We start from the raw sequence: 14,836 nt of genomic DNA on the forward strand, positions 1-14,836 counted from the left end.
TTAGTGTATCGAATTCCAATTTCAAAGAAGTGTCTAAGAAGTAACAACCTGACCAAAAAAGCACCCGATGCGCACATCGGATGCAGGCTTATGAAATATGTGGAAAACGACAGGTCACGATGAAGCGGTTGTCTTGTGAAGTCAACGCGACGTTCCCCGCATGACGCGCCATGATTTGCTGAACAATCGACAGACCGATGCCGGAGCCACCAGACGAGCGGGAAGCATCGGACGTCCCGAACGGTGTTAGCCATTCGTTTAGTTCCTCTAGCGTATAAGTCGATTCAATCGCATTTGAACAGATCAGCTGGATACCTTCTGCGTCGTCGTTGATGGTAATCCGAAGATCATTGGTCCCGTGAAGCGTCGCATTGCGAATCAAATTCTCAAGCAAGCGTCGTAAGAGCATCGGATCGGCGAAGAGAGTCGCGTGTGCAGGACCATTGACAGTAGAAGAAGTGCCAGGAAACAGTTCCAGGACTTGTTCCGTCAGTGTGACGAGATCAAGCGATGTCCGTTCGACTGGATAATCGGTGTTCGATAATTTAGCGAGCGTGAACAATTCGTCGATCCGGGAAGCGAGCGTTTCTGACTGTCGGGTGACAATCGCTAGAAGCTCCGTCCGTTCCGTCGCGGATAACGTCTCGTGTTTTTCGGTTAGCCACTGGATGAAGCCTTGGATTGAGGTCAACGGAGTCCGTAGGTCGTGCGACAGACTCGTGATCAATCGCAACTGCTCGACGAACCGCTCCTGGTCGCGTAAGCGTAAGGTGCGGAGTTCCTGTTCGATTCGTTCGATCGATTGGGCGAACAACTTGAATTCCTTCGGTCCTTTGACGGGAGGTAACGGTTCCGTTGGCGCTGGTTCGACCGTCAACCGCTCAAGCCGTCGCTCGAGTTCGCGGAACAAACCAGCGATCCAACGTGTTAAAAGCAGTAAAAAGACGATGAACAAGACGACTTGTAAGATGAAGAAGGCGTTCGAATTACCGACTTGATATTCATTGAGTGTTGGTTTATCGGACTGAACAGTCAAAAAATAGCCAGGCTCACGGGTTCCAAGATTGATCGCTTCGATATGGTGCAATGTCCTAACCTTTCCTGTGTCTGATGGCTCCCGCTCGGTTGGTGTTTGCTCAGCAAGCAGTCGGCTCGGTGTTAAGTCTTTTGGATACTTGTCGGAAGCGCTGACCAGACGACCATTGGCATCGTATACTGCCCACTCATAGGGCCCGGTCGGTATTTGTCCATTTTGATAACGTATAATGTCCTCTTTAACAGCGCTCACCGTGTCTTCTTCCGTCGTGTAGTAGTAACGGGGAACCGTTTTTCCACCAAGCGGCAATTGACTCGCCAGCAACCAGGCAAGTGCCGTACTCAAAAATGCAGCGAGCAGCAACAAGACAAGCATCCAAACAGTTAGTTTGATCCGTCTCATGGCTCAACCTTATAACCAACGCCCCAGACCGTCTGGAGGTGGCGCGGTTCTTTCGGGACATCCTCAATCTTGTCGCGGAGCTTATGGATCAGGACCATGACAGCGTTCGACGCGGAACCAAGTGCTTCCTCCTGCCAAACCCGTTCATACAGGTCGTCAGCCGAGAAGACACGACGGGGGTGACTCAAAAAGAGCGCCAGGCAATCAAATTCACGGCGTGTCAGGGCGAGCGGTACATCGTATTTAAAGATGACGCGTTCGTCTTCTTTGAGTGTGAACGGACCGACCTGAATCGCTGAAGCAGTAGTCGGGACATGATACTGACTGACGCGGCGTAACAGCGCCTTGACGCGGGCGACGACTTCAAGCGGATTGAACGGTTTACCGATGTAATCGTCCGCCCCGAAGGTCAAACCTTGAATCTTATCCATATCTTCGCGTTTCGCCGTCAGCATCAAGACGGGTAACGTGTGACCGGCAGCGCGCGCCGCTTGAACGGTCGAGAAGCCATCGCGAACGGGCATCATCACGTCGAGTAACATCGCATCAACTGGACGCGTTGCAAGAGTCGTTAACGCCTCCTCACCGTTTTCGGCTTCGATGATTTCGTAACCTTCATTTGTTAAATAGAGTCGAAGCAATTGACGGATGTCTGCTTCGTCATCAACGATCAAGAGCGTAGGCATGATTCATTTCCTCCTGTTGCACCCCCTCGAAGACGTAAGCCGGGGGAAGATTGTAGAGCGTGTGCGAATAGCTGTGTTCTTGGAAATAGTCCCGGAACATCTTGAACTGAAACCGGGTGTATTGAAAGGCGATGAAGTGACCGTCTGATCGTAGTAACGTTTGGAATTGTGCCAATAAATCATGCCGTAACGCTGCCGGGAACGACGCAAACGGGAGACCACTGACGATGACGTCGATCTGTCCGCTCCATGAATCGGATAATCCTTGAACGTCACCAATGAAGAGAGTGACATTCGTTTCCTGAGCCAGTAATTGTTCGAGTGCCGGGCGGAACGTTTCGCTCCGTTCACAAATCAAGAGATGTGTCTCCGGTGAACGAGCGGCCAGTAAAGCTTTGGTGATCGCTCCGTCACCCGCTCCGACTTCAAGAATTTGGCGTGGACGATCGGCGACGGCGCGTCGTGCCATCATTTCAGCCAGACGTGGACTGCTCGGTGCGATGGCTCCGACACGGAGTGGTGCGTGAAGTGCTTCTTTTAAGAAATCAAACATGAAAACCCTACTTTCCGTTGAGTATATCATGTAGTATGCACATCGTCCCTTTCGAAAACAGGACGATGTTTCTTAAGTGAATCTTAAACATATCAATGCCTGATTTTCGGCGACATGATGACCGGACAAGCCGGTATACTAAGGACAAAGGAGGGGAAGGCGATGGAACATCACACGTATTATGAAGCGCTCGTTCGCCGGGACGCGACGTACGAAGGAACGTTTTTTGTTGGTGTCAAGACGACCGGCATCTTTTGCCGTCCGACGTGTCCGGCACGAAAACCGAAAGCAGAGAACTGTGAGTTTTTTGAGACGGCGCAAGAGGCATTACTTGCCTCTTATCGACCGTGCCGTCGTTGTCATCCGCTTGCTTATCCCGGCGATCATGGTACGATTCAACGCTTGATCGAAGCGGTCGAGGCAGAACCAGACAAACGATTCAAGGAAGCCGATTTTCGAGCACTTGGTCTCGATGAATCAACGGCACGCCGCCAGTTCAAGAAACGCTTCGGAATGACGTTCGTCGCATATGCTCGGGCACGACGGATGGGGCTTGCGATGAAGGAGATCCGGACCGGTAAGCCGATCATCGAAGGGCAGTTGGCTGGAGGTTATGAATCGAGTAGTGGTTTTCGTGAGGCGTCAGCACGGATTCTCGGGCAGGCACCGTCGCGCTTTGACGGGCAGGTCTTACGCGCGAAATGGCTTGATACACCACTCGGTTCGATGCTGGCGATTGCCGACGATCAACTCTTACATCTGCTCGAGTTCGTCGACCGACGTGGACTGGAGCGGGAAATCGAACAATTACGTCAAAAAGCGCGCGCTGTCATCGTTCCCGGGGAATCACCGGTCTTTGGACAGATCGAAGCGGAGCTCCGTCGTTACTTCAAAGGAGAGCCGGTATCGTTTCAGACGCCACTGATGCGGTACGGGACACCATTTCAACGCCGCGTCTGGGAAGAACTCGAGCGGATTCCGAGTGGGGAGACGATCTCGTACCAAGAGCTGGCGATCCGGATCGGTCAACCGACTGCTGTTCGTGCCGTCGCACGAGCGAATGGAGCGAACCAACTGGCAATCGTCATTCCGTGCCATCGGGTCATTCGGACGAATGGAGATTTAGGTGGATACGCGGGTGGACTCGCACGCAAGGAAACATTGCTCAAACTGGAGCGCACACAGAGAGGACTGGATGAAGGATGAGTTTGATTAAAGATGTATTTTCACCGAGTTGGCTCGACCGCTTAGGAGCAGCGGTCGATGTACCGGATTTTCGAAGACGAGTCGAGCAGGGAGACTGGGAAGAACTCGCGTTTAAACAACGTGTCCGTCGTGTGGCGGAGACGCTGGAGACGATCTTGCCACCGTTTCCGGACTCGGTGTCGGAGCTAGAGCGACTCGCACCGCAGTTTACTGGGCTACCGGGAATTGTTTTTCCAGAGTATGTCGAACGAACGGCAGACCTTTCTGACTGGACGCTTGCGATAGAGATACTTGCCAAGTTGACGCAACATTCGACGTCGGAGTTCGCCGTTCGGCGTTTTCTACTTGTCGATCAGGAACGATATCTCGACCAGGCACTCAAATGGACAACATCAGACGATGAACACGTCCGGCGCTTAGCGTCTGAAGGAACACGCCCGCGTCTGCCGTGGGGACAAGCGATTCCGCGTTTGATTGCTGATCCGCGTCCGGCGTTACCGATTCTTGACGCCTTACTACAGGATCCGTCACTTTACGTCCGAAAAAGTGTCGCCAATCACTTGAACGATATTTCAAAGACACATCCGGAATACCTGATCGAGCGAATCGAACGTCACTTAGGAACAGATCCGAATACAGACTGGATTTTACGCCATGCTTCGCGGACGTTACTGAAGCGCGGAAATCCAGAAGTGTTACAGTTGTTCGGACACGTCACGCAAGGTGAGGTCGCGGTGACGGACTTGGTCGTCTCACCAGTGACGATTGGTCAAGAGTTACAGTTTTCGTTTCAAGTAAACAGTTCCGTCGAGCAACGTCTGCGTCTTGAATACGCGATCGATTACGTCAAACAACGTGGAACGAGTCGGAAGGTGTTTCAACTGCGGGAGCGGGAAGTCAAAGGTGTCTTACAAGTTGAACGACGCCAATCGTTTCGGAACATGACGACGCGTGTCCATTATCCTGGTACACATACATTAACGATTTTAATTAACGGAGAGGTTTACGCGACAGCAACGTTTGAGGTCGAGGAGGAGAGCTGAATGAAAGGACGACATCCGGATTTTACGACGTCACGATTGTTTGTCGAAGCAACGGATGAAGAATCGGGTTGTAAATGGACGTTGCATGCGTTGCGTGAGAAAACGATCGTAGGGACGATTACCTTCACATGGAATGGATCGACCGGAACCTTACGTTACACGACGACGGATGAGGATGATCAGCACGGATACATTACAGAAGCGTTGACGTCGATTTTGTCGTATCTCGCACGGACGTTATTACTGACGTATGTTTACGGCGAAGCGGGCAGTGCGGCGGTCTGGCGTCGGAACGGATTTCAGTTGCAGGCGAATCGATATGAACGCAAACTCTATCATTAAAGCCCCGCCTGCTTGAGCAGGACGGGGCTCGTTTATGATTAGACCGTTGTTTTGGACCAGTTGAAATGGTCGCAAATCGCTTCAGCGCTCTCACGCGCGCTTAACTGTTCCGTATCGAGGAAGAGGTAGTTGACGTCCGGTAGTTCACCTGGAAGCGAACATGTCCGGTATCCGTCCGCCGTCTCGCGTAAGTCCTGTTCAGAAGCAGCGAGATCACGCTTCGTTACTTTGTGCGTCAATCGGTTTTCGGTCGTGTTCCGGTGCAGGCGTGTTGCGACCGGCGCATCGAGTTCAACGATATAGACGTCAGCACCCGCTTGTTCGAATAATTCGACTGTCTCTTCAATGAACTCGAGACCACCACCTTCGACGCCGAATAGACAGAGGAATGTAAACAGGACACCTTCGAGCGAACTGTTCGCCATTTCCTTGAACATCTCGCGCCGGATCGTATCCTTTAAGCGGTGATGTGCGGGTTCAGAGAAATCAAAATAAGGCAATAACAGGTCGATCGTCTGGTGGTTATGAAAGACTTTCATCTCCGTCAATCGTTCGATTTCCTGACCGATCGTCATCTTTCCGACCGCTTGGGGACCGAGTAACAAGACAAATTTCATAGACGAACCTCATTTCCTTTTTCTGCTAATAATAGCACATTCCGACGAGTGACATCACTAGAACGTTTGTTCGTAATTTGATATAATTCAAGTATGAAGTCCCGTCGTGTCCTTGTCTGAAGGAGGACAACCATGCAAGAACAATGGAAAGCCGTCATCGGCTATGTAGGTATATATGAAGTCTCATCGCTAGGTCGCGTAAGATCGCTCGACCGAACGATTGTGACGTGTCGCGGTGTCCAGCAACGACGAAAAGGTGTCTTGCTCCGTCCGCGACTCAATCGGGAAGGATACCGGAAAGTCACGCTTTATCAACGTGGTCGAGGAGAACGCGTCCAGGTCGGTGTACTCGTTGCACAAGCTTTTCTAACGGCTGACGTCACGGAAGCGAAACTCGTCCGGCGCAACGGCAAACGGGCTGACGATCAGTTATCGAACTTAGACGTCCTGCCTTCGATCGATCAACAGTATACTGAACTGCTGGGCGAGTTTGATCTCTTGTTAGGTCAACATGTGACGCTGTCATCGTTTCAGATTCGAACGATTCGCGCGCAGTATGAAAAAGGGAAGACGATTCGTCAGCTGGCAGAGCAGTATCAGGTGACGGAGAACCGGATTCGAAATATCATCGATAAAAAGGAAGCACGTTATATCGGCTGAGAACAGAGGAAAGGAGCGCTTACCAGAGATGGGAGGCGCTCCTTTTGTTAAGATGGCGATTCACTCGAGCGAACGGTCTGTTGCAACGAACTGATGCGTGACTCGAGTACCGCACTATGTGTCTTCAGTTCCGTCTGCTGGTTGACGTGGTGTTGCATTTGATCACCGAGGACTTGGCTGTAAGAAGAGAGCTCCGACATCAACTGCTGAACGGACTGCAGATGTTCCTGCATGTTCGACTGAACATCTGCGACGATTTGACGTTGGTGTTCCACGGTACCCAGTGTCGTTTCGATCGTCGTCGCTTCAGTCAGCATCTGTTGCAAGTGTGCCGTTGCCGTCTCGAGCTGTTGCGATGTTGAGAGAAAACGTTCCGTCATCTGCGAGAGGGCTTGTTCGACTTGATTGAGTCCTGTCGTCCAGGTCTGATTGACCTGCCGGATATGATCTGTACTCATTCGGATATCGATTGCGAGTTTTTCGACTTCCTTGGCAACGACGGTGAAGCCACGACCGGCTTCTCCGGCACGGGTTGCCTCAATCAGCGCGTTCAGTGACAAGCGGCGCGTCTCTTCAGCGACACGTTGGATGTGTGAGATTGAGGTCTCCATTTGCTGCTGTAGATGTGAGGTCTGTTGCAAAATCTGCTCTGTCGCCGCGGATTGTTCCTTCAGTAACTGGCTTTCCTCTTGTAAGGTCTCAAGTGTCGTGTGATTCGTCTGAACAGTCTGTTGAAAACGGGTTACGGCATGTTGGCTGTTGAGAAGTGTCGTTTGCATCTCACTTAACGCATCGTGCCCTTGAGCGGTCAAACGTGTCGAGGCGACGATTGTCTGATCCATTTGCGACGATTGCGCAAGTAAAGAACCGGCGACTTCATCGACGGCCTGGACCGATTGATCCATCGCGGATAAGCGTGAGGAAAAGTGGGGCTGGACGGATTCGAGCTCCTGACTCGCTTGTTGCATCTCAGCCGTTAAATCTCCGATCTGTTGCATCAACTGATTGTATTGAAACGTCAGCTGTTGTAACTCAAAGGTCGTCGTCTTGAGTGTTAATGGACGATACGATCGCTTCGCATGCGCTTCTTCAATCTGTAAGGAGAGTTTCGATAACGGGGCGAGTTGTCTTCTAATTCGTGAGCGAATCAAGAGGCTGATACTGACAAGCGTAATCAAACTGACCCAGACAAGTGTCCAAGCTAAATCTTGAGCAGGGGCGATTAATTTATCGCGATCAGTCGTCAGCAAGATGACGTCATCGAGTTCCGGAATCGTCATTGCGACAAGAAACTGGTCTTGATTCGAAAAAGCATATGTACGGGCTGTTTTTAAGTGCTGTTGTAGTTGTTTTCGTTTTGCCGGTTCGAGTGTCAACGGTCGGAACGCCTCACTCGTGTTCAGGCTTTGAAAGCGAACCGTGTAGTCGTCAAGTGATAAGTCGGTTCGCTGTTGCTGTTGCAATCGTTTGATGGCACGCGAGCGGTCTGTGGTGTCATCCGGATACGCAAGAAACGTTGCCCGGACATTCGCGTCGAACATGGTTAACTCACGCATCAGCCGTTCCTCAGTTGCTGCGACGGATTGTTGATACGATGCGTAAACGCTTAGACCGCTGATCACAATTAGTCCGATGGCAACGATCGGAATCAGCCATCCATTTAGTTGTTGTGCTAATAGTCGTTTTTTCATAAGCATAAAAAACATCTCCTCCCGTGTACCTATCGGAAGGAGGGGGCGCAACATGTATGAAGGTGTTGTACGGCTTGTGTAAAGGTCTTGTGAATCTAGTTCACGTAAATCGGTAAGACAGTCGCAAGGTGTGTCATAAGTGCTTGTGTCTCTTCTTTTGGTTCGGATGTGACGTAAATGATCAACGCAGCAGCAACGATGACGAAGATAGCGATGACGAGAATAATGAAGAATGGCATCTTACTTTTTCGTTTTTCAGCTTGACGGTCCATGAAAGATTCCCCCTTAATGATGTAGACGATAGACATATTTGTTTGATTCCCTCTCCTCTTGTTTGAAAACCTTGGAAAAAGAGGGGAATGTGTAATTTGGAGGGAATAGAGTAAACATCTGAAATGGAATGAGGAGGATGTCGTCGTGCTTACGTTGCTTAATTCATTGTTGTTGAACTTCTCACTGTTGATTGCGACATTGCTGTTTGCGTTTTTACCGCTAAGACGGATCGAGCGCATCTCGCCTAACTCTTCCTTACAAGTCCGACTCGCGATCGGTTGTATCGCCGGTGTGATTGGTGCCCTGTTGATCTTTAACAGTATTTCCTATGACGTTGCAAAGATTGATTTGCGTCTCGTTGCGCTCGTCACGGCGTACTTTTACGGCGGATTAGTCAGCGGTAGCATCACGATGCTGTTCATCATCGGCGCCCGATTTGCGGTGACACCAGCTGGCGAATACCAAGGACTGATTCTGACAACCTTGATCTGTGTCGCGTTACTCGTGACAGCGACGATTTATCGACGGTTCGCTGCTCAACGGATGAAGGATTATCTCGTGTTGCTTGGAACAGGGATCGCATACAGCTTACCGGCGCTCTATTTATTAACGAACACGTTCGAGCGGTTTTTAGAGATTGCGCTCGTCTATATCATCGTCATCATGATTGGTGGCTACGTCACCTATCGTTTCTTACAGGAATTAAGGAAGCACTTTTTGTTCGTCCACACACAACAGGAACTGGCTTTAACGGATGGGCTGACGCAACTGGGAAACCGCCGGAAGCTAGATGAAACGTTAGCCGAGTACGCTCAGAACGGAACAGTCTTCTCCGTCCTCATTCTCGATCTCGATCATTTTAAATCAATCAATGATACATACGGACACGAAGGGGGTGACGTCGTTTTACGACAACTCAGCCATCTCTTGCAATCGTATTGTCCAGAACAGGGCGTCGTCGGTCGGTACGGTGGTGAAGAGTTTGTCTTACTGTTGCCGGACGTACCACTTCGACAAGCGGAACGACTGGGGGAACGGATTCGATCTGCCTGCGCCGATCAACACTTCGTTTATAAGGAGCACCCCGTTTTTCATGTCACGTTATCGCTAGGTGCCGCTTCATCCGATCAAGCATCGACTGTATTTGAGACCGTCCAGAAAGCCGACTTAGCATTGTATGAAGCCAAACAAACCGGTCGGAATCGCGTCGTCTGTTACCGAGATCCTTTACTGTAAATAAAAATTGCCCCGCTCGACCAACTGGTCAGGCGGGGCAGTTGTGTTTAGCGATGCAGTAACGAAAATACATCATGTCGTTCAAAATCAGCTAAGATATTCGGCGCGATCAACTGACGAATCATTGTTTCGTCCGCCCAGAGATAAGCGTCGTGTTCCGCGGATAACTGAACGTCCGTCTGATGCGTCGAACAGATGTACATCAAGAGAACGATTTGCCGATCGGGATGCGTCAGGAAGCTCGAGGCATAGAGCAGACGCTCCGGGGTAACCGTCAACTGTGTCTCTTCTTTTATCTCGCGAACGAGACTATCGACTGGCAGTTCATGGAAGTCGATCTTGCCACCCGGGCATTCCCACGTCCCACCGCCGAAGTCAGCAGCAGCCCGGCGGACGATCAGGAGACGTTGCTCGTGAATGATGATGCCTTTGACGGCAGGAACGATCGCTGTCATCTGACGGGACTCCGCGACAATACGACGGGATCGGTTCCTTCTGTTTCGACGAGCTGCTGATCGCATAAATAGATCCCGCTTTCGTCAGCAAGTCCGAAAGCACGGTCTGCACTTTCTTCCGTAAACGATTGCACGAGATGGGCAGCTTCGCCCCACGTCTCGTAATGGACACAGACGACCGCGTCGTTCAGTAAGGCAAGACCAGGCAAGCGAAGACGTCGATTGTCGCGTTGGTCGATCTCCGGAATGATACACCGTTCGGGCGAAACGAGGGCACCAGCTGAAAAACCGACGACCGGAACACCATCTGCGAAACGCGACTGAATGATGTCACCGATCGGTGTACCGACCAAGTATTGCTGATACAATTCGGTCTCGCCACCGGAGATGATGATGCCTTGACACTGTTTCAGTTGCGCGAGTTGTCCGTCTGTTGGTGCGTCAGATAGTGGCAGATGGACGAAAGACGAAATGCCATCTTCCTGTAACTGCTTCGTATAGATCGAGGCGTAACGCGTCCAGTCCTTACCGATCCGCGGAATGTATAGAATCGCGACCGGTCCACCGTTCGTTAATGTAGCAAATCGTGTTCGTAAGTTCGGTGTAAAAGGAGGACCGCCTCCAAAGAGGAATAAGTGAGTCGGCATGAGGCATGTCTCCTTTCAAGTTTAATCCAGTGTATAGCGGTTGATCGTCTCGTGCAACTCACGGGAGAGCGTATAAATCTCTTCCGTCAGCGTATGGACGACATCCATTCGTTCGCTGAAAGCGAGTGATTGCTCGGATGCATGTTGGTTGTCTTGAGCGCTGGCGATGATTCCGGCACGCAGCTGTTCGGCTTGTGCGACGAGGTGGGAAGCGGTCGATAAGACATCCCGGTTCGTTTCCGAAAGGGCGGCCATATCAACAGTGACACCTTTTGACTGGGTGACGATCGAATCAAACGATTGCGTCGCTTCCGTGACGCGAACGACACCGTCTTGAACGGCAACGGTTCCGCGTGCCATGGCGTCTTCGAGTTGTTTTGTCTCCAGTTGGATCGAATCGATTGTTTCCTGGACGCGAACCATTGACTGTTTCGATTGGTTGGCAAGATTCTGAATCTCGCGTGCGACGACAACGAATCCTTTGCCTTGTTCCCCGGCACGTGCGGCTTCGATCGAAGCGTTTAATGAGAGAAGATTCGTTTCGTTAGCGATCGATTCGATGATGCTGATGATCTCTAAGATATTCTCGGAAGCGATTTGGACGCGACGTGATTTATCGGCAGCCTCATCAATCGCATTTTGAATCGATTGCATCTGTTCCGTAACGGCATGGAGATCCGAACGTCCGGTCGTTGCAAGATTTTCTGAACGACTAGCGCTATCGACGACGAGAGCCGACGTTTGCGCGTTCTGCTCGATTGTTGCCGTCAAGGATTGTAAGGACGCTGTATGCCCATCAAACGCGCCAGACTGTTGCTGGGCGGTTGCGGCAATTCCAGTCATTGCTGTTGCCATCTCTTTTGTTCCGTGTCCGGTCTCTTCGGCTTCAACGACGAGCTCAGCGAGAGAGTCATCAATCGTCCGTGACATTGCATCGACTCGCTGTACCAAATTGATTAAAGAGAGGCGCATTGTCTCGAATAAACGGGAGAGCTGTCCAATCTCATCACGTGACGTCGCAACGACCGGTTGTGATAAATCGTGTTCGGCAATCGCGCCCGCACTATGCAGTAACGCGCGAATTGGTCGGACGAGCGTGCGTGTGAAGAGGATCGCAGCAAGTGCTACCAAAGCAATTAACGCCACTAACGCAATCAATAGCTTTTGTACGAAATCAGATAAAGAAGCAAACACTTCTTCCGTATGGACTTCTGTGATCAGTCCCCAGTTGAGACCAGCGATTTTTAGTGGTGTGAAGGACGTCACGACTTCATGACCATCGGTGTCCGTTGTTTCTGTCGTTTTCGTCTGACCGGCAACGACTTGTTTGACTGGCGTCGACTGGACCCGTTTTTCGCCGACTTCCGTCTGTTTTGTCGCTCGGAAATCAGAGCGTAAGCGTTGATCGGCACCAACAAGATACGATTCACCGGTTTTGCCGAGTCCAGCCGTTGTTTTCATGATCTGATTGATTCGATCACCGGCGAGCTGAAGCGCAAGAACTCCACGTGGTTTGTTCGTCTTTGGGTCGACATAGGGAATCGCAAAGAAAGCAGCAGGAGCTTTTGACGGTTCGTAGTACGCATAATCAGCAATGACGCCTGTTTGTTTTGTTAAGGCGTCCTGATACGCTTTTCCGAGCCCTGACGATTTGAGATCACCGGTGACGACATTCTGACCGAGATCCGGTTCTTTGAACGCCGTATAGACGACATTTCCGTCCGGATCAATGAAGAAGACATCATAGAAGCCGGACTGCTCGATGTATTGATTGAAGTAGGTATCGAATTTTTTGGCTTCTTGTTGGTAGGCGTCGTTCGCCAGTCCACCGTCCGCAAACTGTTTCGTTAAGGGAGCGAAAGCTTGCTGGACTTGTTCGTTCTCTGCTAATGCTTCGAGGTTCAAAAATTTCTCATCGATATGTTGCGTGACAGTCGCTTTTTTAGCATCACGAATCGCCTCAAGTTTCGCGTAAGCTTCGTCCGTTAAGGCATTCTTCGTTTCAATATACAAAAACGAGCCGATCAAGACGATCGGTACGATTGCAAGACCGAGGAAAGCAAGTAACATTTTCGGATACAGACCCCACTTCATACGCATCCACTCCGTTCGTTTTAGATTACCTTTAGTGTACGAAAGGAACACGAGAAGAGATATTGGATTTCCATATCTTTTAAATGACTTTATTTTCCGTAGAAGCTGTAATACGAGAGTCAACGAGCCGAAAGAAGCGCTGCTTTCTAAACCACAGGGCGTGTTGTTTTACTTCTTGATACAGGACGAACAGAACGAAGGCGATGACAAGACCACGTCCAATCCATGGTAAGACGAGAAGGCCATAGTTCATCGCAGCAAACAGCTGGAGTAAGAAACGACGTTTACTCGGATCTCGCAGATACGTGATCAGCGGGAGTTGCTGATGCGTCTGCTTGAATAATCGCAGATGAAGGAACGGACGCTTTCGATGCGACGGTTTTGGTAAGGCACCGTTCAATTCAAGGACGGTCGTCGATAAACTCGACTGTCGTTTCATCGACAACAGAATGTCCTCCGTTAATCCGTCCTCACGCCGTGACCAGTGCCGGACATGAAGAGATCCGAATAGTAACACACCCAGTGCAACAACGAAGAGGACAGGATGCGGTTGCAGCCAAAGCAGGAGCAACAGAGTGATACGTCCGGTTGCTAGGACGAGGTGACCGCTCCATTTTCGCAAGAACCGTTGTCCGGATAACCGGTACGTCCAGAAGCTAAAGAACGGTTGGAGCAAAGAGAGCGCAAGACTAATCAGCAGTACTGTGATACTAGATTGGTCAAACCGGGTGCTATGTAACGGAAAACAGAGTAGATGTAATCCGGCAGTCAATAGAAAAATCCGCATGAAGTGATACCGAACGGAATACCACTTCATTCGAACGATTGCTCCAGGAACCGGTTTGAAGAAGAGACGATCTGCGGGTTCGAACCAGGCGTAAAAGGCGGGCAGGAATCCATACAGAATCCAACCGAGTAAAATCCAAGCGACCGGAACTGTTTGAACCCAGTCCGCTTGACCGTTTAAAATCTGGATCGTTTCATAGATGATGAACAGACCGACTGGAATGACGAGATAGAGCAAAATCGTCCAATCGAAAATTTCTCGAAAGAAGCGACGCTGTTCCGTATGCCGTCGACGGATCCGTTGCTTCAAAAAGGTTTCAATCATGCTCGAGCACCATCGCTTCCATGATGTCGAACAAGCGGGCACCAGGCTGACCAGAGGCTTCACCGATTTGAGCGAGTGTTCCTTGATGTTTGATGCGCCCCTGATCAATCCAGACGAAGTCGTCACAAAGACGTTCCGCGGAATCAAGGACGTGGGTGACGAGCAGAATCGCCACGCCACGCGTCCGTTCTGCTTCGAGTAAATGTAATAATCGAATCGTCGCGACCGCGTCAAGACCGACGAACGGTTCATCGATGATCAGGCAGTCTGCGCGTTGCATCAAGGCACAGACGAGCATTACTTTCTGTTTCATTCCTTTAGAGAAAGAAGAGACATAGTCACTTGTGACAGCATGCAGTTCGAACGTCTTTAAGAGTCGTTCCGTATAGGCATGATCCGTCTCGTGGAGCGAGGCGACCAACTCAAGGTGCTCGGCGAGTGTCAAATATTCGTAATAGGTCGGCAGCTCCGGAATATAGGCGAGTGAGACCGGTAAATCGATCTCTCCTTCGACCCAAGGCAGCGTACCGAACATCGCTTGAATCGTCGTACTTTTTCCTGCACCGTTTGTACCAATCAAACCGGTGATGGATCCAGGCTGTAAAGCAAACGCAATCTCTTGTAAGACGGGCTGACCTACGTCATAACCGGCTTGTTGAATGGATACATGCATGTGAAACATCTCCTTTCACTACATTTACTGATAGAAGGAGAAAAATGTTTCACAGCAACAGAAATCAGCAGAACCATAGTAAAAAATGAAACAGGTTAAAAATAATAAATG

Annotated in this window: 16 protein-coding genes; 5 read left to right on the forward strand and 11 right to left on the reverse strand. The window is 50.4% G+C overall.

Annotated elements, in window-relative coordinates; all coding sequences use genetic code 11:
* Window positions 1-88: 88 nt before the first annotated feature.
* From ADM98_RS04725 to ADM98_RS04735, 3 genes are read right to left on the reverse strand one after another with little or no spacing between them, the layout of a single operon-like run.
* Window positions 89-1,438: a sensor histidine kinase gene (locus ADM98_RS04725; RefSeq protein ID WP_053452471.1), complete on the reverse strand. Its 1,350-nt coding sequence runs from the start codon at window positions 1,436-1,438 to the stop codon at window positions 89-91.
* Window positions 1,435-2,124, reverse strand: coding sequence for a response regulator transcription factor (locus ADM98_RS04730; RefSeq protein WP_053452472.1), 690 nt, complete (start codon window positions 2,122-2,124; stop codon window positions 1,435-1,437). The genes ADM98_RS04725 and ADM98_RS04730 overlap by 4 nt, the downstream gene beginning before the upstream one ends.
* The gene (locus ADM98_RS04735) at window positions 2,102-2,677 is read right to left on the reverse strand and encodes a class I SAM-dependent methyltransferase (RefSeq protein ID WP_053452473.1); all 576 of its coding nucleotides are present in this window, start codon (window positions 2,675-2,677) and stop codon (window positions 2,102-2,104) included. Before ADM98_RS04735 ends, ADM98_RS04730 begins: the two co-directional genes overlap by 23 nt.
* Before the next feature lie 162 nt (window positions 2,678-2,839).
* Between ADM98_RS04735 and ADM98_RS04740 the strand changes: the two genes are divergently transcribed.
* Genes ADM98_RS04740 through ADM98_RS04750 form a run of 3 tightly spaced genes read left to right on the forward strand, consistent with a single transcriptional unit; the run spans window position 2,840 to window position 5,268 of the window.
* Complete coding sequence (locus tag ADM98_RS04740) at window positions 2,840-3,883, forward strand: bifunctional transcriptional activator/DNA repair enzyme AdaA (protein ID WP_087681842.1); 1,044 nt, start codon at window positions 2,840-2,842, stop codon at window positions 3,881-3,883.
* Window positions 3,880-4,926 (forward strand): DNA alkylation repair protein, encoded by a 1,047-nt coding sequence (locus ADM98_RS04745; RefSeq protein WP_053452474.1) that lies wholly within the window; start codon window positions 3,880-3,882, stop codon window positions 4,924-4,926. Before ADM98_RS04740 ends, ADM98_RS04745 begins: the two co-directional genes overlap by 4 nt.
* Window positions 4,927-5,268, forward strand: coding sequence for a GNAT family N-acetyltransferase (locus ADM98_RS04750; protein WP_053452475.1), 342 nt, complete (start codon window positions 4,927-4,929; stop codon window positions 5,266-5,268). It abuts the gene before it with no gap.
* Between the two features lie 38 nt (window positions 5,269-5,306).
* On the opposite strand, the gene ADM98_RS04755 is transcribed toward ADM98_RS04750, so the two are convergent.
* The gene (locus ADM98_RS04755) at window positions 5,307-5,885 is read right to left on the reverse strand and encodes an AAA family ATPase (protein ID WP_053452476.1); all 579 of its coding nucleotides are present in this window, start codon (window positions 5,883-5,885) and stop codon (window positions 5,307-5,309) included.
* Window positions 5,886-6,017: 132 nt separating this feature from the next.
* On the opposite strand from ADM98_RS04755, the gene ADM98_RS04760 reads away from it, so the two are divergent.
* The gene (locus ADM98_RS04760; protein WP_053452477.1) at window positions 6,018-6,545 is read left to right on the forward strand and encodes an NUMOD4 domain-containing protein; all 528 of its coding nucleotides are present in this window, start codon (window positions 6,018-6,020) and stop codon (window positions 6,543-6,545) included.
* Window positions 6,546-6,592: 47 nt separating this feature from the next.
* Here ADM98_RS04760 and ADM98_RS04765 read toward each other — a convergent pair whose 3' ends face one another.
* Together ADM98_RS04765 and ADM98_RS17450 are read right to left on the reverse strand one after the other, a co-directional pair.
* The gene (locus ADM98_RS04765) at window positions 6,593-8,236 is read right to left on the reverse strand and encodes a methyl-accepting chemotaxis protein (protein ID WP_160315915.1); all 1,644 of its coding nucleotides are present in this window, start codon (window positions 8,234-8,236) and stop codon (window positions 6,593-6,595) included.
* Window positions 8,237-8,331: 95 nt separating this feature from the next.
* On the reverse strand, window positions 8,332-8,508 hold the full coding sequence (locus ADM98_RS17450; protein WP_023466867.1) for a hypothetical protein: 177 nt from the start codon (window positions 8,506-8,508) through the stop codon (window positions 8,332-8,334).
* Window positions 8,509-8,653: 145 nt separating this feature from the next.
* Here ADM98_RS17450 and ADM98_RS04770 point away from each other — a divergent pair, with 145 nt between their 5' ends.
* Window positions 8,654-9,745, forward strand: coding sequence for a GGDEF domain-containing protein (locus ADM98_RS04770; RefSeq protein ID WP_035399134.1), 1,092 nt, complete (start codon window positions 8,654-8,656; stop codon window positions 9,743-9,745).
* Between the two features lie 47 nt (window positions 9,746-9,792).
* Here the strand turns inward: ADM98_RS04770 and ADM98_RS04775 are convergent, their stop codons facing one another.
* From ADM98_RS04775 to ADM98_RS04795, 5 genes are all read right to left on the reverse strand, one after another.
* Window positions 9,793-10,200, reverse strand: coding sequence for an NUDIX hydrolase (locus ADM98_RS04775; protein WP_053452479.1), 408 nt, complete (start codon window positions 10,198-10,200; stop codon window positions 9,793-9,795).
* Window positions 10,197-10,847, reverse strand: coding sequence for a Type 1 glutamine amidotransferase-like domain-containing protein (locus tag ADM98_RS04780; protein ID WP_053452480.1), 651 nt, complete (start codon window positions 10,845-10,847; stop codon window positions 10,197-10,199). The genes ADM98_RS04775 and ADM98_RS04780 overlap by 4 nt, the downstream gene beginning before the upstream one ends.
* A gap of 21 nt (window positions 10,848-10,868) precedes the next feature.
* Window positions 10,869-12,947, reverse strand: a complete 2,079-nt coding sequence (locus tag ADM98_RS04785) for a methyl-accepting chemotaxis protein (RefSeq protein ID WP_082318501.1) — start codon at window positions 12,945-12,947, stop codon at window positions 10,869-10,871.
* Window positions 12,948-13,020: 73 nt separating this feature from the next.
* Window positions 13,021-14,052, reverse strand: a complete 1,032-nt coding sequence (locus ADM98_RS04790; RefSeq protein WP_053452482.1) for an ABC transporter permease — start codon at window positions 14,050-14,052, stop codon at window positions 13,021-13,023.
* Window positions 14,045-14,725, reverse strand: coding sequence for an ABC transporter ATP-binding protein (locus tag ADM98_RS04795; RefSeq protein ID WP_053452483.1), 681 nt, complete (start codon window positions 14,723-14,725; stop codon window positions 14,045-14,047). The genes ADM98_RS04790 and ADM98_RS04795 overlap by 8 nt, the downstream gene beginning before the upstream one ends.
* Between the last annotated feature and the right edge of the window lie 111 nt (window positions 14,726-14,836).

It is taken from the genome of Exiguobacterium sp. BMC-KP, assembly GCF_001275385.1.
Lineage (GTDB): Bacteria > Bacillota > Bacilli > Exiguobacteriales > Exiguobacteriaceae > Exiguobacterium_A.